Here is a 22622-nt window from a genome sequence, read left to right as displayed (position 1 = left end):
GAGAAAGCATATGACTGATAAAAATGACCGCCTGACCACCAGTGCCGGTGCGCCGGTAGCCAATAACAATCATGCCCTGACTGCCGGTCCGCGCGGCCCCATGCTGATGCAGGATGTCTGGTTCCAGGAAAAACTGGCCCATTTCGACCGTGAGGTCATCCCGGAGCGGCGCATGCACGCCAAGGGCTCCGGTGCTTACGGGACGTTCACGGTGACGCATGACGTCACTCAGTATACCAAGGCCTCGCTCTTTGCCGAGGTCGGCAAGCAGACCGAAGTCTTCGTCCGTTTCTCCACTGTGGCCGGCGAGCGCGGCGCAGCGGACGCGGAACGCGACATCCGCGGCTTTGCCGTCAAATTCTACACGGACCAGGGCAACTGGGACATGGTGGGCAACAACACGCCGGTCTTTTTCCTGCGTGACCCGCTCAAGTTCCCCGACCTGAACCATGTGGTCAAGCGCAACCCGCGCACCAACATGCACAGCGCCACGGACAACTGGGACTTCTGGACCCTGCTGCCCGAAGCCCTGCACCAGATCACCGTGGTCATGAGCGATCGCGGCATCCCGGCGTCGTACCGCCACATGCACGGTTTCGGCAGCCACACCTACAGCCTCATCAATGCGGAGAACAAGCGCTTCTGGGTCAAGTTCCATTTCAAGACCCAGCAGGGCATCAAGAACCTCACCGATGCCGAGGCGCAGGAACTCATCGGCCGTGACCGGGACAGCCACCAGCGCGATCTGTACGAGCATATCGAAAAGGGCGACTTCCCCCGCTGGACCCTGTATTTCCAGATCATGCCCGAGGAGGACGCCGAAAAGCTGCCCTATCATCCCTTTGACCTGACCAAGGTCTGGTACCACAAGGATTATCCCCTCATCGAAGTGGGCGTGCTGGAACTGAACCGCAATCCCGAGAACTACTTTGCCGAGGTGGAGCAGGCGGCTTTCAATCCCGCCAATCTGGTGCCCGGCATCGGCGTCTCGCCCGACAAGATGCTGCAGGGCCGTCTGTTCTCCTATGGAGATGCCCAGCGTTACCGCCTGGGGGTCAACCACAACATGATCCCGGTGAACCGTCCCCGCTGTCCCTACCACAGCTTCCACCGGGACGGCGCCATGCGGGTGGACGGCAACTACGGCAGTTATACCAGCTATGAGCCCAACAGCACGGGTGCCTGGCAGGAACAGCCCGACTTCAGCGAGCCGCCCCTGAAGATCAGCGGCGATGCGGACCGCTGGGACTATCCCTGCGATGATGCCGACTACTTCGAGCAGCCCGGCAAGCTGTTCCGCGTGATGACGCCGGAACAGCAGGAAGAGCTGTTCGGCAATACGGCCCGCGCCCTGGGCGACGCGCCCCGCGAGATCAAGCTGCGCCATATCCGTCATTGCGCCAAGGCCGACCCCGCCTACGGTGCGGGCGTGGCCCGGGCCTGCGGTATCCCGGAAAGCGAGATCTAAAGAAACAATGTGAGACAGGGGGCCATTGTCCCTGCTGCCGGTACCGGAGTCTCCTGCGCAGCGACGGATCCTCCTCCCCGTCGCGGCATACGTCCTGAGGGCCGGTATCCGGTGGCACCCTGCGGGCCGATGGCTCTCCCTGGTCTCCTTTTCCCCAAAAGGCCCACGCAAGGCTGGGTTCCGGCTGAAAGCGGCAGCATGTCCTTTCAGCCGGTCCGGAAAAGGAGTCCTTCCCAGTGCCCCGGCAGCGCTTCGTCGTTGCAGGCGCGGAAGACACGCCGTGTCGCGGCAGAGCTTCCGCTGACGGAATGCTGCCGGCAAAAAAAGCGGACATGACCATCACGGCCATGTCCGCTTTTCCGTATCTTTTTGTCTGCGGGGATCTCCCGGTACCTGAGGGCATATCCTACGCCCGCCGCACTGGTGGACCGGCAGAACCTGCTGGGCTTTTTTCCCGTTTTTCACACCAATACACGATGTCCGAGCCTGCGGGAAAAGGACAGATCCGGGCAAAGTTTTTTGGCGTGGAGGGGGAGCGCGAGGGGGAGGCCGCACCTTTTGTTCACAAAAGGGGGGCCTCCCCCTCGCATCATCTTTTTATGGTCAGCTAGTCTTCGAGCTGAGGATCCACAGGGGTGTAGTTCATGGTGCGCTGCACGGGGGTGAAGCCGGCGGCACGGATGATCTTGTGGATCTCATGACGGGTCAGGTGGTAGGACACGCCGGCGGCGGCCACCACGTTCTCCTCGATCATGAGCGAGCCGAAGTCGTTGGCACCGTAGAAGAGGGCCAGCTGGGCCACTTCGGGCCCCATGGTCACCCAGGAGGACTGGATGTTGGGGATATTGTCCAGCACCAGGCGCGACACGGCCAGCAGGCGCAGATAGGCGGGCGCGGGCAGGGGGGCCGTCACGTTGATGCGGGTATGGGCGGGCTGGAAGGTCCAGGGGATGAAGGCGGTGAAGCCGTGGGTCCTGTCCTGTACCTCGCGCACGGCGAAGAGGTGGTCCAGACGGTGGCGGGGCTCTTCCTCATGGCCGAACATCATGGTGGCGGTGGTGCGCATGCCCAGGTTGTGGGCGCGTTCCATGACGTAGAGCCACTGGTCCGCGCTGCACTTGTTGGGCGAGACCTGGGCGCGGACATCGTTCTGGAGGATCTCGGCGCCGCCGCCGGGGATGGAGTCCAGACCGGCGGCCTTGAGGCGGGAGATGACCTCGTCCACGCTCAGACCGAACTTCTGCGACCAGAAGAAGATCTCCGGCGGGGAGAAGGCATGGATGTGCAGGCTGGGCCAGGTGGCACGCATCCAGCGCAGCAGGTCTTCGTACCATTCCAGGGGCAGGTCGGGATGGTGCCCGCCCTGCAGCAGGATCTGGGTGCCGCCCAGGCGCAGGGTCTCGTCGATCTTCCGGGCCATCTCCTCGCGGGTGATGACGTAGCCTTCGCCGGATTCGGGCGCGCGGAAGAAGGCGCAGAAGCGGCAGGCGCAGACGCAGACGTTGGAATAGTTGATGTTGCGGTCGCCCACATAGGTGACGATGGGCTCGGGATGCAGGCGCAGGCGCATGGCGTGGGCCAGCTGGGCCAGCGTGTGCAGAGAGGCGCCGTAATACAGGGCTTCGGCGGCGGCGCGGTCCAGGCGCTTCCCGGCTAGGGAAAGGGCCGCGGCCTCCTTCACTTCGGGGCTTTCGTCAAAGGCGCTGTGCGCCGGACGGAACTGCTGGTCGCTCATGCGCGGGCCTCCTCGGTCTGGACGGTATTGAAGATGGCGTTGCGCCGCACGGGCGTGAAGCCCGCTTCACGGATCATGAATTCCAGTTCCTTGAGGGTCAGGCCCTGGGCGGAACCGGCACCGGCCATATGGCCGATATGCTCTTCCACCACGGTGCCGTCCAGGTCGTCGGCGCCGTACCAGAGGGCCGTCTGGGCCAGCTTGGTGCCCATCATGATCCAGTAGGCCTTGATGTGGGGGATGTTGTCCAGCATCAGGCGCGAGACGGCCACGGTGCGCAGCTGGTCGAGACCGCGCACGGGGCCGAGCTTTTCTTCAGGCAGCTTGAGCTTGCTGTTCTCGGTCAGGAAGGGCAGGGGGATGAAGCAGGTGAAACCGCCGCTCTTGTCCTGCTGTTCGCGCAGGCGGCAGAGATGGTCCACGCGCATGGCGTAGGTCTCCAGATGACCGTAGAGCATGGTGCAGTTGGTCTTGATGCCCAGGCTGTGGGCCTCGCCGGAGATGCGCAGCCACTCGGCGGAACCGGCCTTGTGGGGGCAGATCTGGGCGCGCAGGCCCTCGTCGAAGATCTCGGCGCCGCCGCCGGGCATCATGACCAGGCCGGCTTCCTTGAGGCGCTGCAGCACTTCGAGGGTGGAGCAGCCTTCCATCTTGGCGAAGTGGGCGATCTCCACCGGGGTGAAGGCCTTGATGAGCAGGTCGGGATTGAGCTCGCGCGCGGCGCGCAGGGTGTCCAGGAACCACTGGAAAGGACGGGTGGGATGGCAGCCGCCCACGATGTGCAGCTCGTCCAGATGCAGGGGCGTGGCGTCAGCGGCGCGCAGACGCTCCAGCACTTCCTCGGTGCTCAGGCAGAAGGCCCCCTGGTCTTCTTCGCGGTCGCGGCGGAAGGCGCAGAACACGCAGCCGTTGACGCAGACATTGGTATAATTTATTTGGCGGTTGACCACATACGAGGTCTTGTCCCCGTGCATGCGGCAACGCGCGTGGTGGGCCAGAGCGCCCACGGCGGTGATATCGGGGCAGGCGAAAAGCGCCATGCCGTCTTCGGCGCTCAGGCGCTGGCCGGCAAGGACCTTGTCCAGAACGTCGGCAAGCCCGAGGCTTGCGTAATAGGAAGCATCCAGCATAATGGTTATCCTCAAATGATGATTGGCCGAAGGCCGGAACAGCGCAGTATATGTTCCAGTCTCGCTGCCTGTCAAACTGTTACGCCGGATCAAACAAAGAGAGGTGTCCCGTGGCGGAGAACATGACGCTGGGCCTTTCGCCCTGTCCCAATGATACCTATATCTTCCATGCCCTGCTGCACCATCTGGTGCCGTCCCCGGCGCACTTCACGCCGCACATGGCCGACGTGGAGGAGCTCAATGCCCTTGCCCGGCAGAAGAAGCTGCCGGTGACCAAACTTTCGCTGGGCGTGGTGCCCTACATCATGGACGATTATGCCATCATGGCCTCGGGCGCCGCCCTGGGCTGGGGCTGCGGCCCGCTGGTGGTGGCCCGCGAGGACCTGCCCGAAGAAAAATGGAAAACGGCCCGCGTGGCCGTGCCGGGCCTCATGACCACGGCCAACCTGCTGCTGACCCTGCACGGCGGCTTCCAGGGCCCGCGCGAAGAGATGCTCTTCAGCGATGTCATGGATGCGGTGCTCACCGGCGAGGCGGACATGGGCGTCATCATCCATGAAGGCCGTTTCACCTATGCCGACCGCGGCCTGGTGAAGCTGCTGGACCTGGGGCAGTGGTGGGAAGCCACCTATCATGCGCCCCTGCCGCTGGGCGCCATCGCCGTGCGCCGCGACGTGCCCGTGGAGCTGGCCCGCGCCATCGAAGCGGCCATCACGGCCAGCGTGGACTATGCCAATGCCAACCCGCGCGCCTCGGCGGAATTCATCCGCGAACACGCGCAGGAGCTGGCCGAGAGCGTGACCTCGGCCCACATCAAGACCTTCGTCACCGAGTACAGCCGTGACCTGGGCGAAACGGGCCGTCAGGCCATCGCCCGTCTGGTGGAGACCGCGGCGAAGATGCAGGGCCTGCGCCTGCCCGAGGCGGGGCTCTTCCTGTAAAGCAGGGCCGCATCAGGCCTGTTCGTACGTATCCGGGGGCCTCGTGCGGTCATGCCGCCGGGGCCTTTTCAGGGCCGTTCCGCAGGGAACGGCCCTGTTTTTGCCTCCAACACAGAACATGATGACCAAGAACAGATTCTTTTCCCTCAATGAGGCCCGCCGCTTCCTGGCGCTGGGCCTGCCCGTGCTGGTGACGCAGATCGCCCAGATGGGCATGAATTTCGTGGACACGGCCATGACCGGCCAGGCCAGTACGGCGGACATAGCCGCCGTGGCCGTCTCGGGCTCCATCTGGGTGCCGGTTTCCCTGCTGGGCATGGGCTGCCTTTTGTCCCTGCCCGCCATGATGGCCCATCTGGTGGGCGGCGGCGAACAGCAGCGCACCCCGCATCTGCTGCGGCAGGGCCTCTGGCTTTCGAGCCTGCTGTCGCTGGTGCTTATGGGCGTGTTCGCCTTCCTTTCCCTCCATCTGGAGCTGTTCGGCCTGGATGCCGAGCTGGCGCCGCTGGCGGCCGGGTATCTGCGGGCCATGCTCTTCGGCCTGCCGGGCATGATGCTGTTCGTGAACGTACGCGGCTTTCTGGAAGGCTATGCCCGCACGCGTCCGGCCATGCTCGTGGGCCTGCTGGGGCTGGCGCTCAACGTGCCCTGCAACTATGTGCTCATCTACGGCAAGCTGGGCCTGCCCCAGCTGGGGGCTGTGGGCTGCGGCGTTGCCACCGCCCTGTGCTACTGGTTCATGGGCCTGACCCTGGCCCTGTATGCCCGGCGCGAGGCACGCTGCCGCAAGCTGGGGCCGCTGTTCCTGCCCCTGCTGCTGCCGCGTACGGCAGGGGAGGGCGGCGAGGTCCGGCGGGTGGACTGGCCGCTGGTCTGGCGCATCTTCCGCATCGGCCTGCCCGGTGCGCTGGCCGCCTGTTTCGAGGCATCGCTGTTCGCGGTCACGGCCCTGCTGCTGGCACCGCTGGGCAAGGTGGTGGTGGCCGGGCACCAGATCGCCATGAACTTTTCCAGCATCGTCTACATGCTGCCCCTGTCGCTGAACATCACCGTGGCCATCCGGGTGGGGCAGAACCTGGGGGCCGGGCGTCTGGAACGGGCCCGCCTTTCGGCCCGCACGGCCCTGTGCCTGGGGCTGGGCCTGGCCCTGCTGACCATGACGGCCACCCTGTGCCTGCGGCCGCAGATCGCCCAGATCTACAACTCGGACCCCGCCGTGCTGGGGCTGGCCGTGGGCCTGCTGGTCTTCGCCGCCGTCAACCAGATCCCGGAATCGTTGCAGACGGTGAGCATCGGTGTGCTGCGCGCCTACAACGATACCCGCTACATCCTGGGCGTCTGCCTGTTCTCCTACTGGATCGTGGGGCTGGGCACGGGCTGGACCCTGGCCCGGACGGACTGGCTGGTGCCCGCCATGGGCGCCACCGGCTTCTGGATAGGTTACGGCCTGGCCCTGTGGGTGAGCTTCAGCCTGTACCGTTTGCGCATGGGCCGCTTGCACCGGCTGGATGCGGAGGCCGTGCGCCAGCGCATCCGCCGCTGAGCGGGAGCGATGGATTTTAGCCGGATACGCACGCGGGGAAGGGGAGGCATGGCAAGGCCTCTCCTTTTTTGCGTGGCTGAAGGCCCATCTTCACGGACGTGCCTGCCATGACGGAACATGTGCCGCCACGGCAGGACAGGGGCATTGCGGGCCGTGCCGGCAAAGAAAAAGCGGTCGGCTTTTCGGGAAGGTATTTCCCGGTATGGCGCGGGCTTGTCATTCAAGGGGGGAGCAGGTATAGGAGGGGCGCGGACCGTACCCTGCCACGGCTGTGCCGGCAGGATGCCCCGCCTGCCTCCGGCCCGGCATAAGGGCTTGTCTTGTAACCGGATATTTCCGGCTGCGGATGGGAGACCATGCAGAACCAGTTCTTTTCGTTGTCCGAGGCCCGGCGCTTTGTTGCTCTGGGCCTCCCTGTATTTGTGGCCCAGATGTCACAGATGGGCATGAACTTCGTAGACACGGCCATGACCGGTCAGGCCAGCACGGCGGACATGGCTGCCGTGGCGGTGGCCGGTTCCATCTGGAACCCTCTTTCCCTGCTGGGCATCGGCTGCCTGCTTTCCCTGCCGGCCATGAGCGCCCATCTGGTGGGCGGCGGGCAGCGTTCGCGCACCCCGCACCTGCTGCGGCAGGGCATCTGGCTCACGCTGGTCATCAGCGCCATCCTGATGACCGCCTTTTACGTCATCTCCTGGCATTTGCAGTCCTTCGGGCTGGATGAGGAGCTTTCCCGCCTGGGCGGCGGTTACTTGCGCGCCATGCTCTGGGGCCTGCCGGGCTTCATGCTGTTCGTCAATGTGCGCAGCTTTCTGGAAGGCTATGCCCGCACGCGCCCGGCCATGATCATCGGCATCCTGGGGCTGGCGCTCAACGTGCCCTGCAACTATGTGCTCATCTACGGCAAGCTGGGCCTGCCCCAGCTGGGGGCCGTGGGCTGCGGCGTGGCCACCGCCCTGTGCTACTGGTTCATGGCCGCCTGCATGATCTACTACGTGCGCCGGGATGCCCAGTACCGGGATCTGCATCCCCTGTTCCTGCCCCTGCTGCTGCCGCGCACGGCCCCTGCCTGCGGCTGCGAGGCCCGCGCCCGTGATGACGCCAGCCCCCTGGCCGCTCCCTATACGCCCGAGCCGGTGCCGTGCCGTTTCGACTTTCCCCTGATCTGGCGCATCCTGCGCATCGGCCTGCCCGGTGCGCTGGCCGTGTTCTTCGAGGTCTCGCTGTTCGCACTTTCCGCACTGCTGCTGGCACCGCTGGGCAAGGTCATCGTGGCCGGGCACCAGATCGCCATGAACTTTGCCGGGATGGTCTTCATGCTGCCCCTGTCGCTGAACATCACGGCGGCCATCCGGGTGGGGCAGAGCGTGGGGGCCGGGCGTCTGGGCCGGGCCCGTCTTTCGGCCCGCACGGCCCTGTGCATGGGCGCGGTCTCCTCGCTGATCATCGCGGCCTGCACGGCCCTGTTCCGCGAGCAGATCGTGCACATCTATAACGACGATCCCGCCGTGACGGCCCTGGCCATGAGCCTGCTGCTGCTCGGTTCCTGCTACCAGCTGGTGGACGCCCTGCAGACCATCAGTATCGGCATCCTGCGTGCCTACAACGATACCCGCATCATCTCGCTGGTCTGCTTCACCTCCTACTGGATCATCGGCCTGCCCCTGGGCTTCACGCTGGCCCGTACGGACTGGATCGTCCCGGCCATGGGGCCTGCGGGCTTCTGGATCTCCTATATCGTGGCCCTGGGCTTCGGGGCCCTGTGTTACCTGATACGCGTGCACCATCTGCATGGTCTGGATGCCGAAGCCGTACGGCGGCGCATCCAGCGCTGACGTTCTGGAAGGCCCTGCGGCACCATGCCGCGGGGCCTTCTTTTTATCCGTTTGCCACGCCGCGATGCTGATCCCGGCGGCAAGAAAAATAATTGAAATTTGAATTTTAATTCGTTAACGTTTTTTGAACATGGCAGGAAATATTCTTGATTGGATAATGGAACTTTAGCACTATGAGGCGGTAATGGGCAGTATTTCCCACGGGGGGCACGAGCGCGGCAAGCGCGGTGACGGGGATCTGACCCGGGCCCGGATACTGGAATCGGCAGGGCAGCTGGCGGCCGAGTGCGGCTATGCCAACATGACCAGCAAACAGGTCTGTGAACGGGCCCATGTGAATATGGCGGCGGTCAATTATCATTTCGGCAGCCGCGAAGGGCTGTATGCGGCCGTGCTGGCCGAGGCCCATGACCGTCTCTTCACGCTGGAGCGCCTGCGCCAGATCCTGGCGGAGGGCACGGCGCGCGAAAAGCTTTCGCGTACGCTGGACGAGCTGCTGGCCCATCTGCACGGGCCGCGCAGCTGGCATGTGCGGGTGCTGGCACGGGAGTTTTTTTCGCCGGCGGGCTTTGTGGATCCTTTCCTGCAGGAAAAGGTGCATCCCAAAGCCCGGTTGTTGCGCGGCCTGCTGAGCGAGATCACCGGCATCCCGCAGGAGGCCTCCCAGCTGGACTGCTGCATCGCCAGTTCCATGGGGACCTGCATGATGCTCATCATGCTGGATCCGGCCTTTGCCAACAGTCTGTTCCCGAACCTGGCAGAAAAAAGCGCGTCCCTTGACCAGATGGTCAAGGACTTCATCTTTGCCGGGCTGGACGATGCCGCGGCCAAGTGGCGCGCCCGCTCGGCAGGGGCCGGGTGCGGGACCGGATACGACGAAAGACGATAGACGAGATTTATCCGGCAGAAGCGGGGGAATCAGGTAATGGAAGAAGCTTTGTATCTCGGGCTCGATGCAGGCTCCACCACGGTCAAGCTGGCCCTGGTGGATGCGCGGGGCACGCTGCTGGAAGCCCGTTATGAACGTCATGGCGCGGCGGTGCGCGCGACCTTGCGCATATTGCTGGAGGATCTGGCCGAACGGCGGCCCGGTCTGGTGGTGCGTCCGGCCATGACGGGCTCTGCGGCCCTGCGGCTGGCGCAGGCCCTGGAGCTGCCTTTCGTGCAGGAGGTACTGGCCACGTCGCGGGCCATCGCCGTCCTGGCGCCGCAGACCGACGTGGCTGTGGAACTGGGGGGCGAGGACGCCAAGATCCTTTATTTTTCCGACGGTTCGGACAATCTGCGCATGAACGAGGCCTGTGCCGGCGGTACCGGGGCCTTCATCGACCAGATGGCCAGCCTGCTGGATACCGATGCGGCCGGTCTCGATGCCCTGGCCGCGCGCCACACCACCATCTATCCCATCGCGTCCCGCTGCGGCGTCTTCGCCAAGACCGACGTGGTGCCCCTGCTCAACGAAGGCGCGCCCCGCGAGGATCTGGCGGCCTCCATCTTCCAGGCCGTGGTGGAACAGACCATCGGCGGCCTGGCCTGCGGCCACCCCATCCGCGGCAAGGTCGCCTTTTTGGGCGGGCCCCTGCATTTCCTGCCCCAGCTCAAGGCCCGCTTTGTGGAGACCCTGCACATGGCTCCCGAAGACGTGGTGGATGTGCCGGACGCCCAGTACGTGGTGGCGCGCGGTACGGCCCTGAGCCTGGTGGACATCCCCGGCATGGGGCGGCCCGTGGCTTCCGCGCCCGTGAGCGTGGCCGAACTGGCCGAACGCGCCCGCACCCGTACGTTTGAGGGCGAGACCAGCGCCAGCCTGCCGCCCCTGTTCGATTCCGAAGCCGAATACCACGATTTCCTCGACCGTCACCGTCAGGACGCCGCGCCGCGCGGCCGGCTGGCCGAGGCCTCGGGCCCGCTCTATCTGGGCGTTGACCTGGGCTCCACCACGGTCAAGGCCGTGCTGGTGGACATCAACGGTGCCGTGCTGGACACCTGGTACCAGCGCAACCAGGGCGATCCGCTGGCCGGGCTGCTGCCCTATGCGGCCGATCTGGTGGACCGTCTGCCCGCCGGTGCCTGGATACAGGCCAGTGCGGCCACGGGCTACGGCGCCGACTACGCCCGGGCTGCCCTGGGCTCCGTCATCTCCGAAGTGGAGACCGTGGCCCACCTCAAGGCGGCCTGCCGTCTGGTACCGGACGCCACCTATGTCATCGACATCGGCGGCCAGGACATGAAATGCCTCAAGGTCCGGCAGGGCTGCATCGCGGGCGTGACCCTCAATGAAGCCTGTTCCGCCGGTTGCGGGGCCTTTCTGGAGACCTTTGCCCAAAGCCTGAACCTGAGCATGGAAGAATTCGTGCAGGCCGCGCTCTTTGCCCGCCATCCCGTGGATCTGGGCTCGCGCTGCACGGTGTTCATGAACTCCAAGGTCAAGCAGGCCCAGAAGGAAGGCGCCTCCATTGGCGACATCGCGGCCGGGCTCTGTTATGCCGTCATCCGCAATGCCCTGTACAAGGTGCTGCGCCTGCGCACGCCCGACGAGCTGGGCGAACGCGTGCTGGTGCAGGGCGGTTCCTTCATGAACGACGCCCTGCTGCGCGTCATGGAAAACCTGCTGCAACGCGAGGTCAGCCGTCCCGACATCGCCGGGCTCATGGGCGCGTACGGCGCGGCCCTGCTGGCCCTGCGCCGCTGTGCCGGACAGGAGGAGCGCACGCCCCTGAGTTCCGCCGGGCTGCGCTCGCTGGAGATCACGACCAAGTCCGTGCGCTGCCGTGGCTGCGGCAACCATTGTCTGCTCAAGGTGCATCGTTTCTCCAACGGGCACCGCTTCGTGTCCGGCAACCGCTGCGAACGCGGCGGCATGGGGGATTCGCAGGACGATGTCCCGGTCATGCCCAACATCTACGCCTGGAAGGCCCGGCGCCTGTTCCGCTACCAGCCGCTGGAGCCGGAGCAGGCCCCCCGCGGCCGCATGGGCATCCCCCGTGTGCTCAACATCTACGAGCACTATCCCTTCTGGTTCACCTTTTTCACCCGCTTGGGCTACAGGGTGGAGCTTTCCCCGGCATCGGGCAAGGAGCTGTACGATCTGGGGCTTTCGTCCATGCCGTCCCAGACGGTCTGCTATCCCGCCAAGCTGGCCCACGGCCATGTGACGGCCCTGCTGCGCCAGGGCGTGCGGGAGATCTTCTTCCCCTGTCTGCCGCGTGAAGGGCAGGATACCTCGGTGCGGGGCTACAACTGCCCCGTGGTCTCCGGCTATCCCGAGGTCATCCGCCTGAACACCGACGAGGTGCGGGAGCTGGGCGCGCATCTGTACACGCCCTTCGTCTCGCTGGAGCATCTGAACACCCTGGTGGACCGCCTGCACGAAGTGCTGGGCCTGCCCAAGCTGGAATTGTGGGAGGCGGCCCATGCGGCCCGTGCCGAGCAGGAGGCCTATCGTGCCGAACTGCGGGCCGAGGGCGAACGCATCCTGGCCCAGGTGGAACGTGAACGGGGGCTGGGCATCGTGCTGTGCGGCCGTCCCTACCATGCGGACCCTGCCGTGCATCATGGCCTGCCGGATTACATCGCGTCGCTGGGCGCGGCCGTGCTCAGCGAGGACAGCGTGGCCCATCTGGGCGTGCTGCGCGATCCTTTGCGCGTGGTGGACCAGTGGAGCTACCACTCCCGTCTGTACCGGGCCGCGGCCCTGGTCTGCGAGCGTCCCCTGCTGGAGCTGGTGCAGCTCACGTCCTTCGGCTGCGGCCTCGATGCCGTGACCAGCGACCAGGTGGCGGAACTGCTGACCCATCACGGTCGCCTGCATACGCTCATCAAGATCGACGAAGGCGCGTCGCTGGGGGCGGCCCGCATCCGCATCCGTTCGCTGCTGGCCGCGGTGCGGGAACGCCGCGAGAGCAGGGCGCCGGAGTTCCGGCAGTCCCCGCGTCCGGAAAGCCCGTACTTCACCGAAGACATGCGCGAGACCCACACCATCGTGGCCCCGCAGATGGCGCCGCTGCATTTCTCCATCATGGAGGCGGCGGTCAACAGCGCGGGCTACCGCTTGCAGGTGCTGCCCGTGGTCAGCCGCCGGGCCATCGAGCTGGGCCTGAACTACGTCCATAACGACGCCTGCTACCCGGCCATCGTGGTCATCGGCCAGATGCTGGACGCCCTGTTCAACGGCCGGTGCAACCCGCAGCGCACGGCCCTGATGCTGGCCCAGACCTGCGGCCCCTGCCGCGCCAGCAATTATCCGGCCCTTCTGCGCAAGGCCCTGCAGGAAGCGGGCTTCCCGCAGGTGCCCATCCTGACCCTGAGCAGCGGTTCCCTCAACAAGCAGCCGGGCTTCAAGATGTCGGGCTGCTTGCTGCACCGCATGATCCTGAGTTGCCTGTACGGCGACATGCTGCAGCGTGTCTCCATGTCCTGCCGGGCCAACGAGCTGCACAAGGGCGATACCGACGCCCTGCTGGAACGCTGGACGCAGCGCGCCCGCGAAGTGGCGGGCAAGGGCGATACCCGTGCCTTCCGCAAGGACATGCGCCGCATCGTGGAAGACTTCACGAAGATCCCGCGTGACGGCGTGGTCCGGCCCAAGGTGGGCATCGTGGGCGAGATCCTGCTCAAGTACCACCCCGATGCCAACAACCATGTGGCCCGGCACATCATGGACGAAGGCGGCGAGCCCGTGCTCACCGACATCATGGACTTCTTCCTGTACTGCTTCATGGATCCCATGTACCGCTGGAAGCGGCTGGGCGGACGCATCCTGCCCGCGCTGGGCAGCTGGCTGTTCATCATGCGGGTGGAGATGCTGCGCGCCTCCATGCGCAAGGCCCTGGAGGGCAGCATCTTCATGCCCGTGTCCCGCATCCGGCACTTGTCGCACAGCGTCAAGGGCATCATCTCGCGCGGCAACCAGGCCGGTGAAGGCTGGCTGCTGACCGCCGAGATGCTGGAGCTCATCGACAACGGCGCCACCAACGTGCTTTGCCTGCAACCCTTCGGCTGCCTGCCCAACCATATCACCGGCAAGGGCGTCATGAAGGAACTCAAGCGCCTGCGTCCTGCGGCCAACCTCATGGCCGTGGACTATGACCCCGGCAGCAGCGAGGCCAACCAGCTCAACCGCATCAAGCTCTTCATGTCCATGGCCCACGCCAAATTGCAGCAGGCCTGATGACAGGGAGCACAGGCATCACTGGATCTGTCTGAAAAAACAGCCCGAAACCGGAAGGTTTCGGGCTGTTTTGCATTTCAGTGGATGATGACCGGTTGTCATCTTGATTCGTTGAGATCCCTGAATGTATTGCAACAGAGACCTCCCGGAACGATATTTTCTACATCTTGTTCCGCGATACGGGCTCCAGGGCCCGCAAAAGGTCGCGCAGCCGTTCCGGCCCGGCGGCCTCGCCCAGATCTTCGGGCACGGCGCCTTTGGCCAGCAGGGCGGCCAGGGTGTCGGCCTCCTTACGGGCGTCGGCGGTGCGGGCCATGTCGGTGGCGGCATCGGAACCGGCCTGGTGCCGGGTGGCGGGATGGATGCTGCCGGGCTCCTGCTCGCGGGCGGCCTTTTCAAAGACTTCGGTCTTGACGCGGATGGGCACCGAGGCGCGCAGGGCCAGGGCGATGCCGTCCGAGGGGCGGCAGTCCACGCTGATGAGGCCCGAGGGGCCGCGCAGCAGGAGCACCGCGTAGTAGATGTCGTCCCTGTAGTCCACGATGTCCACGCCGGTGAGCGTGCCGTTGAGGGCCTTGGCCACCATGAGCAGCAGGTCGTGGGCCAGGGGGCGGGGCAGCTCCTCGCCGTTGAGGACCAGCGAGATGGTCATGGCCTCCATGGCGCCGATCCAGAGCGGGAGCAGGCCCTTGCCGTCGTTCTGCCGCAGGATGACGATGGGTTTTCGTGTCTGCGGGTCGAGGCTCAGGCCCTCCACGTGCATCTCTACCATGGCTGTCCCGTGGCTTCGGCCACCAGGCTGTGCTTCTTGGCTTCCACGATGCGGGCGTTGACCAGGCGGCCAGTATGGTCGCCGGCGGGCAGGGGCACATGCACCAGGGCTCCGTAGATGTCGCGGCCCTGCCAGCTTTGCAGGCTGTCGTCGTCGGTGGCCTCGCGGCGGCTGGCGTTCTCCAGCAGCACTTCGCATTCCTGGCCCACGCGGGCGTCGAGCCAGCGCTGGGAAAGCTCCTCCTGCAGGGCCTGCAGGCGCAGCAGACGATCCTGCTGCACGTCGGGGGCGATCTTGTCCAGGAAACGGCTGGCCCGGGTGCCGGGACGGTCCGAATAGCAGAAGGAGAAGCTGGACATGAAGTCGCTGGCGCGCATCAGCTCCAGCGTGGCGGCGAAATCTTCCTCGGTCTCGCCGGGGAAGCCCACGATGAGGTCCGTGGACAGGGCGATGTCCGGGCGGGCGTCACGCAGGCTGGCCACCAGCTCCAGATAGCGGGCGCTGTCGTACTTGCGGCCCATGCGCTTGAGCACGACGTCGGAACCGGCCTGGAGGGGCAGGTGCAGGCGCGGGCAGAGCTGCGGGATGTTCGCGAAGGCCGCCACGTCTTCGGGGCCCATATCCTTGGGATGGGGCGTCACGTAGCGCAGGCGCTTCAGGCCGGGCAGGGCGGCCACTTTTTCCAGCAGGGCGGCAAAGCTGACGCCGTCGCCGTGCGTATCGCGGCCGAAGGCGTTGACGTTCTGCCCCAGCAGGGTGATCTCGCGGGCGCCGCGGTCCAGCAGGTGACGGCATTCGTCGAGGATGGCCGGGGTCAGACGGGACTTCTGGCGGCCGCGGGTATAGGGCACGATGCAGTAGGCGCAGAAATTGTCGCAGCCCTGCATGATGTTCACGAAGCCCACGGGCGCGGACGGCGTATCGGCGCCGGGTTCGCGCTCCACGTAATGGCTGGTGAAGTCCAGCAGGGAAAGACGCAGGGCGGGCTCGTCCAGCAGGCGTTCGATGGCCTGGGGCGCGCCGCTGATGCCGTCGCTGCCCGCCACCAGACGCACCTGGCGGCTGAAGAGTTTTTCGCCCAGCTGCTGGGCCACGCAGCCGGTGACGGCCACCAGCACACGCGGCGAGTTGCCGGTGACCTGGCGGATGCGGCCCAGGGTGCTCATGACTTTCTGTTCGGGCTTTTCGCGCACGGAACAGGTATTGACCACCACCACGCGGGCCTCTTCCAGGGGCGCCTCGCAAAAGCCGCGCGCTTCGAGGGCGCGGGCCAGCCACTGCGAGTCGTGCACGTTCATCTGGCAGCCGAAGGTGATGATGTGGAAGCTGTTGTCGATCATGTCTTCTACTGTTCGGGGCCGGTGATGTTGCGGGGGTAGACGGCCATGCCGCTTTCGTCCATCTCCAGGGCGGCGACGCGGTCTTCCAGCCATTCCAGCACGGCGCGGGCCGTGTTGTAGTTGAGCAGCACGCGGGTGTTGATGCGGCGCACCACCTCGCGCACTTCCAGGTTCTCCTCGTCCATCATCTCGGGGCCCAGCGAACCGTCCGGGGCCACCAGGCATTCGGACCACTGGGGCAGGGAATCGCTTTCCTCATAGAAATTGAGTTCGATCTCTCCCTGGGGATTGATGCCGCCCCAGACGCCGTGGGCGGTGCTCATGCGCACGCTGTCGTCCATGACGTACTTGTAGCGGATCTTCTTGGGAAGCTCGGGTTGGTTGCTCATGCAGGCTCCTTGAAAAAATATGGGGGATGGTAAAGAAGACGGCCGCAATAGTAAAGCCCGGCGGGCCCGGCGCATGTGAAAGGATGTGCAGGCTTGACGGTCGCCTGTCCTTGGTTACAATAGCACGGTAAAGAAGGGCTCATCCTGATGCCCGCAAGGAGAGACTGTGAGCGAGATTACCGTTACGGAACACGAGATCCGTCCCTATTTCGATATGGAAGGCTTCATGACCCTGAGCCAGGAATCGCGCCTGGGCGGCGCGACGCTGGAACGGCTGTGCAAGCTGTGGGAAGAGTGGATGCCGCAACTCAAGGTCTGCGAGATCAAGACAGCCAAGATCTCCTATCTGGCCGTCTGGCTGCCCGAGAGCGTGGAGCAGCAGGTGGACGCCGCCTGGGAAAAATCCCCTTCGGACGGCTGGCAGGACAACAACCTGGCCCAGTACATGTGCATGGCCGCCGTGCAGGAAGTGCTGCCCCAGGTGGAAGATGCCGGCTGTGCGCCCGCACCGCGTCCCACCGAGGCCCTGCGTGAGGCCCTGTCCGGCCTGGGCCTGGAATATCGTGAAGATGCCCCCACCCTGAACCGCCGTTTTGCTCTGGTGACCCATTATCCCTTCAAGGGCGGCTGCGAGATCTGCCATCTGCAGTCCAACTGCCCCAAGGGACAGGGCAAAAGCGAGGCTGCCAGTGTGGTGCTGCCCGGCTACGAGCAGGGCGCCGACGAATAGGCATGACCCGGTCGCGCCGGGGCCCCAGGGTTCCGGCGCGACCGTCCGCGACGGCTAGCGGCCTTCCATCACGAGGGTGTGCGCTTCGCCGTCGGGCGTGCGGACCACGATCTCCACGGTGCGGCTGTTGCGGGTGACGGAGACCACCAGGCAGGTGGTCGTCTCGTCATTGCTGTAGTTGCGCACGTCCACGGTGTCGCCCTTGTTGGGCAGGGCATCGGGGATGATCTCCACCAGGTCGGCGGAATCCGCATCAAAGCCGTCCCAGGCTAGCGCGGGCAGCGGCAGGGCCAGAGAGGCACACAGGGCGATGACGGCCGGCAGACGCCGGACACGCTGATTGCGTAAGAGTGTCTTCATGGCTGCATGTGTAAAACCATTTTTGCTTCTTGGCAACAGGAGGCCCCGGAGGGACGATGAGCATCCATGCCCTGCACGACGACCACGGCCGCACGGTACGTTACCTGCGCCTGTCATTGACGGACCGCTGCAACCTGCGCTGTCTGTATTGTCACAGCAATGCCCGGCACCAGTGCATCCCGCACGAAAAGGTGCTGCGCTATGAGGAGATGATCCGTCTGGTGCAGATCGTGCGCGGCATGGGCGTGGGAAAGGTGCGTCTGACCGGCGGGGAACCCTTTGCGCGCAAGGGCTGTGACGACTTCCTCCTGCGGTTGCGGCAGCGCTTCGACGATCTGGACATCCGCATCACCACCAACGGCACGCTGCTGGAGGAGCACATCCCCCTGCTGCAGCGTATCCGCATCAGCGCCGTGAACCTGTCGCTGGACAGCTTCGACCGCGAGACCTTTGCCCGTGTGACCGGGCGCGACATGCTGCCCGAAGTGCTGCGGGCCCTGGACGCCATGCTGGCCGCGGGCATCCGGGTCAAGATCAATGCCGTGGGCCTGCGCGGCATCAATGACGGCCAGCTGGCCGACTTCGTCCATGCGGCCATGACCCTGCCCGTGGACGTGCGCTTCATCGAATTCATGCCCATGGGCAGCGATACCCTGTGGAGCCCCGAGAATTTCTGGCCCGCCAGCGACATCCGCGCCGCCGTGGAGCAGCACGTCCGCCTGGTGCCGCTGGGCGATGCCAACGAGGGCCAGCGCGGCCCGGCCCGCATGTTCGCCCTGGAAGGCGGCAAGGGGCGCATGGGCTTCATCACGCCGCTGACCAACCATTTCTGTCTGTCCTGCAACCGCCTGCGTCTGACCAGCGACGGGCATCTGCGCACCTGTCTGTTTGCCGACAGGGAGTATCCGTTGCGGCCCCTGCTGCGTCATCCCAAGGTCACGGATGAGCATATCGCCCGGGTCATCGCCCAGGCCTGCAAGAGCAAGCCCGTGGGCGCGGATCTGCTGGCGGCCCGGCAGGGGGGCGCTGTGGCCAGCAGCAAGATGGTCTCCATCGGCGGCTAGAGCAGGGCGCTCCTGCCGCACGGCAAGGGCCTTGCGGGGGCAGGCAAAACAGGCCTTGCCATATATATTGATACAAAATGATACGGGCTGCCTCCCTGTTCGGGGCAGCCGTGTCTGTTGCCATGCCCCGGAAAGGCAGCCCGGTCCCTGCCTGCATGGTTCCGAATGACGCGCCGCACCGTCCCGGAGCAGCGCTGCCTCGCGGACACCGCCGGCATCCTCCGGTCAGGGGGGCGTCCTGCCCACGAGGGGAGCAGGGGGCCCGGGCAGCGTCTCCACGGCATGACAGCTCTCAGAGACTGTTCCCCAGGGCCCGGCGGGAGAGACCGGCAACAGAGGGGAGGAAAGCGTCATGTGGCAGGTCTATGCCTTGCTGGCGGCCGTGTTTGCGGCCCTGACAGCCATTTTTTCCAAACTGGGCGTCCGGGACGTGGATTCCGGGCTGGCCACGGCCATCCGGGTGGGCTTCATCCTGCTCCTCACCTGGGGCATGAGCCTGTATGCCGGCACCTGGCGCGAGGTGCGCCAGATCGGCGGGCATACCTGGCTCTTCCTGTTCCTTTCCGCCGTGGCCACGGGCCTGTCGTGGCTGTGCTACTTCAAGGCCCTGCAGCTGGGGGACGTCTCCAGGGTCGCGCCGCTGGACAAGCTCAGCGTGCCTCTGGCCATGCTGCTGGGGGTGCTCATCCTGGGCGAGCCCTGTGATCCCAAGACCGTGGCCGGGGGCATCTTGATCACGGCCGGGGCCCTTTTGCTGGTGTTGTGAGGCCGCTGCCTCCGCATCCCTGTTTTTCGATGACATCAAGGAGCATCCATGATCGCCTATCTTGAAGGCCTGCTGGCCGAGACCTGGGGCACCTCCTGCATCGTGGTCACGCGCGGTGGCGTGGGCTACGAGCTGGATCTGCCCGCCCACACCATGGCATCCCTGCCCGGACGCGGGGAAAGCGTGGCCCTGTACACCAGCCTGGTGGTGCGCGAGGATGCCCAGCAGCTGTTCGGCTTTGCCACCTTTGAGGAGCGGCAGGTCTTCGAGGTGCTGCTGACCATCTCCAAGGTGGGCGCGCGCACGGCGCTGGCCATCCTTTCCCTGTACCGGCCCGACGACCTGCGCCGCATCGTGCTGGAAGAGGACGTGGATGCCCTCACCCGGGTGAGCGGCATCGGCAAGAAGACGGCCCAGCATGTTTTTCTGGAGCTCAAATACAAGCTCAAGGTGGAGGACGTGCCGCAGGCGGCGGTGCTGGCGCCCAACGGCCGCCCGGGCTCCGTGTTCCGGGACGTGCTTGATGGTTTGTCCAATCTTGGCTATTCTGAAGACGAATGCGCTCCTGTGGTCAAAAACATCCTGTTGCAGGAGCCCGACCTTGACGTCACCGGCGCTCTGCGGGCGGCGCTCAAGGCACTGGCGCGCGGTCGTCTGTAGACCGGCGCTTTCTTTTTCTTGAGTGTTCCCCGTGCAGGCCCGGCCTGTGCAGGGGGCAAATCCTGACCGACTGGACATCATGGCACAGAAATCCTCCCCTTCCCCCGCAGCCCGTTTTTTCGGCAATGATGACTGGGATGCCCCTGCGGAACAGCACACGCCCGCACCCGCAGCCGGCACGGAAGACCCCGGTCTGAGCACCGCCGCGCTGGAAGAGAGCGTGCGGCCCCGCAGCTTGGATGATTTCATCGGTCAGGAAGAACTGCGTGCCAATCTGCGCGTGTATCTGGGCGCTGCCCGTGAACGCGGCTGCGCGCTGGACCATACGCTCTTTTACGGCAACCCCGGTCTGGGCAAGACGACCCTGGCCCAGATCATGGCTGCCGAGCTGGGCGTCAACCTGGTCTGCACCTCGGGCCCGGTGCTGGAGCGCAGCGGTGATCTGGCCGCCATCCTGACCAACCTGTCCCGCAACGACATCCTCTTCGTGGACGAGATCCACCGCATGCCCATCGCTGTGGAGGAAGTGCTGTATCCGGCCATGGAAGACTTCAAGCTGGATCTGGTCATCGGGCAGGGCCCGGCGGCCCGCACGGTCAAGATCGACCTGGAGCCGTTCACCCTGGTAGGGGCCACCACGCGTATGGGCCTGATCTCCGCGCCCTTGCGCGGGCGCTTCGGCATCCTTTCGCAGCTGGAGTTCTACACGCCCGCCGAACTGGCCCGGGTGGTGCTGCGCACGGCGCACATCCTCGGCATCGCCGTCACTCCTGACGGTGCGGAAGAGATAGGCCGCCGCTCCCGCGGCACACCGCGCATCGCCAACCGCCTCTTGCGTCGCGTGCGGGATTTTGCCATGATGGGCGGCCACGACGTCATCACCGCGGAACAGGCTGCCGAGGCCCTGCGGCGCATGGACGTCGACGAGATAGGTCTGGACCGCATGGACAGACGCCTGCTGGAAGTCATGATCACCCACTACGACGGCGGACCCGTGGGGCTCAAGACGCTGGCCGTGGCCTGCTCCGAAGAAGTGCGTACCATCGAAGAGATCTACGAACCCTACCTCATCCAGTGCGGTCTGCTCAAGCGTACCCCCCGTGGTCGCATGGTGACCGCCAAAGCCTACCGCCACCTCAACCTTTTACTGCGCTGAGAGGCGTACGAAGAACAGCTGCGCTGCTTTTTGTCGCATCCGCATAGTTGCGACAGCAACGTTTTTTTCTGTTCTTCCCGGAGCCCGGCTCCAATTTGTGCCGCGCCGGTAACGGCGCCGTCGCTTTTCTGTTCTCTTCTAAAAGGCGGCGGGACGTTGCCCGCGGCGGACGTCGTTTCGATAACGTCCCCTTGCCCTGCCTTCCCGACCGGCGCCGGAAGGAGCGGCACGTGGGCGGAGACGGCGCCCCCCTTGGTTTCATCGCCGGAGTACCGCGTTGTGTATGGACGTGGTCGGAGTTTTCAGAATGAAAGTGACTGTTGACAAATCTGTGTTGTGCAAACGTTATGCGGGCTTCACCGTGGCACTGCTGGTCTGTGCCCTGGGGGTAGCGCTGGTGACCAATGCCTGTCTGGGCACCTCGCCCATCACCAGCCTGCCGTACGCCCTGAGCGCCATCTTCCCCCTGAGTCTGGGGACCGTGACTTTTCTGTCCAATATCTGTTTTCTCGTGGTACAAAAGGCCCTGCTGGGTCGTTACTTTACGGTGGGGCATCTGATGCAGATCCCCGCGGTCTTCCTGTTCGGCCTGTTCATCGACGGCTGGATGTGGGCCACCTCCTATCTGGTGACTGATGTCTACTGGCAGCAGATGCTCATGTGCCTGGTGGGCTCCATGGTCCTGGGCCTGGGCGTGAGCCTGGAGATCATCAGCAACGCCACCGTGCTGCCCGGTGAGGGCATGGTCGTGGCCATCGTCTTCCGCACGCACAAGAATTTCGGCAACATCAAGGTCCTGGTGGACTCCTCCATGGTGCTGGCCGCGGTGCTGCTCAGCCTGGCCGTCCTGCATACCATCGTGGGCCTGCGCGAGGGCACCATCATCTCGGCCGTGCTGGTGGGCATGAGCGTCCGCTTCTTCTCCCGCTGGACGCGTCGTCTGGCTCCGCTCTTCTGGGAAAAGGAAAAGCTGGAGAAAGCCCGCCGTCGTCGCCTGGTGCTGCAGGAAAGCTATGCCGCCTAGGTATTGCCATAGATATGTATGAGAGGGGAGCCTTCGGGCTCCCTTTTTTGTTTTGTGTCGCTGCCGAAAAGAGGACAGCAAAAGATCATGGCTGCGGAACGGTCTTTAAGGTCTGGAGGAATCCGGTGCTTCTGAAGAAAATGGGCGCACTTTCCGGCCGGAGGGGAGAGGGGAGGGCCTCGATTGGCGGAAAAAGGAGAAGGGCAAAAAGGAAAAGACAAAGAAATTTATCAAGAATTTTCTGCGTCTTTTCGGTATGTTGATTGAATAATCAGTCAGCAGGGAGCAAAACCATAAATTTTTTTGCGGAAAAATGCTTGACGGTGGAGTTGAAAAGGCGCATAAAGCCGTTCGCGCCAACGAGCCGGCCACGTCCGAAAGGGCGACGGAAAAAGAAATTTTCCCGGATGGCAAAAAAGTTCTTGACGCGGGTTTGAAAATGAGACATAAGTCTCCCTCGCGCCAACGAGTTGCCCCGACGGGGCCGCGAAAAAAACTTTCGCGAAAATAAAAAAACTTATTGACAGCGAAAACGAAGT

Annotated in this window: 19 protein-coding genes; 12 read left to right on the top strand and 7 right to left on the bottom strand. The window is 64.8% G+C overall.

Annotated features, from left to right (window positions below; all coding sequences use genetic code 11):
• The first annotated feature begins 10 nt into the window (after positions 1-10).
• Entirely contained in the window at positions 11-1468 is a 1458-nt protein-coding gene (locus ACQRCJ_RS00685; protein WP_168935239.1) for a catalase, read from the top strand.
• A gap of 607 nt (positions 1469-2075) precedes the next feature.
• On the opposite strand, the gene mqnC is transcribed toward ACQRCJ_RS00685, so the two are convergent.
• Together mqnC and mqnE are read right to left on the bottom strand one after the other, a co-directional pair.
• Positions 2076-3203 carry a cyclic dehypoxanthinyl futalosine synthase gene (gene mqnC / locus ACQRCJ_RS00680; protein WP_168935238.1) on the bottom strand — a complete coding sequence of 376 codons (1128 nt, stop codon included), beginning with the start codon at positions 3201-3203 and terminating at the stop codon, positions 2076-2078.
• The gene (gene mqnE / locus ACQRCJ_RS00675; protein WP_006008480.1) at positions 3200-4333 is read right to left on the bottom strand and encodes an aminofutalosine synthase MqnE; all 1134 of its coding nucleotides are present in this window, start codon (positions 4331-4333) and stop codon (positions 3200-3202) included. The genes mqnC and mqnE overlap by 4 nt, the downstream gene beginning before the upstream one ends.
• Positions 4334-4443: 110 nt before the next feature.
• Between mqnE and ACQRCJ_RS00670 the strand changes: the two genes are divergently transcribed.
• The 5 genes from ACQRCJ_RS00670 (at position 4444) to ACQRCJ_RS00650 (ending at position 13822) form a co-directional block, all read left to right on the top strand.
• Positions 4444-5274 (top strand): 1,4-dihydroxy-6-naphthoate synthase, encoded by an 831-nt coding sequence (locus ACQRCJ_RS00670; RefSeq protein WP_204625408.1) that lies wholly within the window; start codon positions 4444-4446, stop codon positions 5272-5274.
• Between the two features lie 121 nt (positions 5275-5395).
• Positions 5396-6817, top strand: coding sequence for an MATE family efflux transporter (locus tag ACQRCJ_RS00665; RefSeq protein ID WP_427799173.1), 1422 nt, complete (start codon positions 5396-5398; stop codon positions 6815-6817).
• 356 nt (positions 6818-7173) lie between these two features.
• Positions 7174-8652 (top strand): MATE family efflux transporter, encoded by a 1479-nt coding sequence (locus ACQRCJ_RS00660; protein ID WP_303955984.1) that lies wholly within the window; start codon positions 7174-7176, stop codon positions 8650-8652.
• Between the two features lie 184 nt (positions 8653-8836).
• Positions 8837-9541: a TetR/AcrR family transcriptional regulator gene (locus ACQRCJ_RS00655; protein WP_168935235.1), complete on the top strand. Its 705-nt coding sequence runs from the start codon at positions 8837-8839 to the stop codon at positions 9539-9541.
• Between the two features lie 36 nt (positions 9542-9577).
• Positions 9578-13822 carry an acyl-CoA dehydratase activase-related protein gene (locus tag ACQRCJ_RS00650; protein WP_427799172.1) on the top strand — a complete coding sequence of 1415 codons (4245 nt, stop codon included), beginning with the start codon at positions 9578-9580 and terminating at the stop codon, positions 13820-13822.
• 160 nt (positions 13823-13982) lie between these two features.
• Here the strand turns inward: ACQRCJ_RS00650 and ACQRCJ_RS00645 are convergent, their stop codons facing one another.
• The 3 genes from ACQRCJ_RS00645 to ACQRCJ_RS00635 are packed head-to-tail and all read right to left on the bottom strand — an operon-like array spanning position 13983 to position 16323.
• A complete protein-coding gene (locus tag ACQRCJ_RS00645) occupies positions 13983-14594 on the bottom strand; it encodes a bifunctional nuclease family protein (RefSeq protein ID WP_297137717.1) in 612 nt (203 codons plus the stop codon).
• Entirely contained in the window at positions 14588-15934 is a 1347-nt protein-coding gene (miaB, locus tag ACQRCJ_RS00640) for a tRNA (N6-isopentenyl adenosine(37)-C2)-methylthiotransferase MiaB (protein ID WP_300706070.1), read from the bottom strand. The genes ACQRCJ_RS00645 and miaB overlap by 7 nt, the downstream gene beginning before the upstream one ends.
• A gap of 5 nt (positions 15935-15939) precedes the next feature.
• Positions 15940-16323 carry a hypothetical protein gene (locus tag ACQRCJ_RS00635; protein ID WP_006008497.1) on the bottom strand — a complete coding sequence of 128 codons (384 nt, stop codon included), beginning with the start codon at positions 16321-16323 and terminating at the stop codon, positions 15940-15942.
• Between the two features lie 166 nt (positions 16324-16489).
• Here ACQRCJ_RS00635 and ACQRCJ_RS00630 point away from each other — a divergent pair, with 166 nt between their 5' ends.
• Entirely contained in the window at positions 16490-17053 is a 564-nt protein-coding gene (locus ACQRCJ_RS00630) for a hypothetical protein (RefSeq protein WP_204674304.1), read from the top strand.
• Positions 17054-17107: 54 nt separating this feature from the next.
• Here the strand turns inward: ACQRCJ_RS00630 and ACQRCJ_RS00625 are convergent, their stop codons facing one another.
• A complete protein-coding gene (locus tag ACQRCJ_RS00625) occupies positions 17108-17413 on the bottom strand; it encodes a DUF5334 domain-containing protein (RefSeq protein ID WP_006008500.1) in 306 nt (101 codons plus the stop codon).
• 56 nt (positions 17414-17469) lie between these two features.
• On the opposite strand from ACQRCJ_RS00625, the gene moaA reads away from it, so the two are divergent.
• The 5 genes from moaA (at position 17470) to ACQRCJ_RS00600 (ending at position 22083) form a co-directional block, all read left to right on the top strand.
• Positions 17470-18477 (top strand): GTP 3',8-cyclase MoaA, encoded by a 1008-nt coding sequence (gene moaA, locus ACQRCJ_RS00620; RefSeq protein WP_300646439.1) that lies wholly within the window; start codon positions 17470-17472, stop codon positions 18475-18477.
• A 352-nt stretch (positions 18478-18829) separates the two neighbouring features.
• A complete protein-coding gene (locus ACQRCJ_RS00615) occupies positions 18830-19243 on the top strand; it encodes an EamA family transporter (protein ID WP_303956033.1) in 414 nt (137 codons plus the stop codon).
• A gap of 48 nt (positions 19244-19291) precedes the next feature.
• Positions 19292-19903: a Holliday junction branch migration protein RuvA gene (gene ruvA / locus ACQRCJ_RS00610; protein ID WP_006008508.1), complete on the top strand. Its 612-nt coding sequence runs from the start codon at positions 19292-19294 to the stop codon at positions 19901-19903.
• A gap of 79 nt (positions 19904-19982) precedes the next feature.
• Entirely contained in the window at positions 19983-21059 is a 1077-nt protein-coding gene (ruvB, locus tag ACQRCJ_RS00605; RefSeq protein WP_239463854.1) for a Holliday junction branch migration DNA helicase RuvB, read from the top strand.
• A gap of 307 nt (positions 21060-21366) precedes the next feature.
• A complete protein-coding gene (locus tag ACQRCJ_RS00600) occupies positions 21367-22083 on the top strand; it encodes a YczE/YyaS/YitT family protein (RefSeq protein ID WP_239463855.1) in 717 nt (238 codons plus the stop codon).
• 275 nt (positions 22084-22358) lie between these two features.
• Here the strand turns inward: ACQRCJ_RS00600 and ACQRCJ_RS00595 are convergent.
• On the bottom strand, positions 22359-22622 hold a 264-nt coding region (locus ACQRCJ_RS00595; RefSeq protein ID WP_427799171.1), incomplete at its 5' end, for a hypothetical protein.

This window comes from Desulfovibrio sp. SGI.102, from assembly GCF_050314315.1.
Lineage (GTDB): Bacteria > Desulfobacterota > Desulfovibrionia > Desulfovibrionales > Desulfovibrionaceae > Desulfovibrio.
This window is presented reverse-complemented; position numbering and strand designations above follow the sequence as displayed.

Bases quoted from the DNA above. Each gene is read 5' to 3' on its own strand.
- moaA (WP_300646439.1), top strand. From the start codon at position 17,470: ATGAGCATCCATGCCCTGCACGACGACCACGGCCGCACGGTACGTTAC.
- ACQRCJ_RS00665 (WP_427799173.1), top strand. From the start codon at position 5,396: ATGACCAAGAACAGATTCTTTTCCCTCAATGAGGCCCGCCGCTTCCTG.
- ACQRCJ_RS00615 (WP_303956033.1), top strand. From the start codon at position 18,830: ATGTGGCAGGTCTATGCCTTGCTGGCGGCCGTGTTTGCGGCCCTGACA.
- ruvB (WP_239463854.1), top strand. From the start codon at position 19,983: ATGGCACAGAAATCCTCCCCTTCCCCCGCAGCCCGTTTTTTCGGCAAT.
- ACQRCJ_RS00660 (WP_303955984.1), top strand. From the start codon at position 7,174: ATGCAGAACCAGTTCTTTTCGTTGTCCGAGGCCCGGCGCTTTGTTGCT.
- ACQRCJ_RS00655 (WP_168935235.1), top strand. From the start codon at position 8,837: ATGGGCAGTATTTCCCACGGGGGGCACGAGCGCGGCAAGCGCGGTGAC.
- miaB (WP_300706070.1), bottom strand. From the start codon at position 15,934: ATGATCGACAACAGCTTCCACATCATCACCTTCGGCTGCCAGATGAAC.
- ACQRCJ_RS00600 (WP_239463855.1), top strand. From the start codon at position 21,367: ATGAAAGTGACTGTTGACAAATCTGTGTTGTGCAAACGTTATGCGGGC.
- ACQRCJ_RS00685 (WP_168935239.1), top strand. From the start codon at position 11: ATGACTGATAAAAATGACCGCCTGACCACCAGTGCCGGTGCGCCGGTA.
- mqnE (WP_006008480.1), bottom strand. From the start codon at position 4,333: ATGCTGGATGCTTCCTATTACGCAAGCCTCGGGCTTGCCGACGTTCTG.
- ACQRCJ_RS00650 (WP_427799172.1), top strand. From the start codon at position 9,578: ATGGAAGAAGCTTTGTATCTCGGGCTCGATGCAGGCTCCACCACGGTC.
- ACQRCJ_RS00625 (WP_006008500.1), bottom strand. From the start codon at position 17,413: ATGAAGACACTCTTACGCAATCAGCGTGTCCGGCGTCTGCCGGCCGTC.
- ruvA (WP_006008508.1), top strand. From the start codon at position 19,292: ATGATCGCCTATCTTGAAGGCCTGCTGGCCGAGACCTGGGGCACCTCC.
- ACQRCJ_RS00645 (WP_297137717.1), bottom strand. From the start codon at position 14,594: ATGGTAGAGATGCACGTGGAGGGCCTGAGCCTCGACCCGCAGACACGA.
- mqnC (WP_168935238.1), bottom strand. From the start codon at position 3,203: ATGAGCGACCAGCAGTTCCGTCCGGCGCACAGCGCCTTTGACGAAAGC.
- ACQRCJ_RS00635 (WP_006008497.1), bottom strand. From the start codon at position 16,323: ATGAGCAACCAACCCGAGCTTCCCAAGAAGATCCGCTACAAGTACGTC.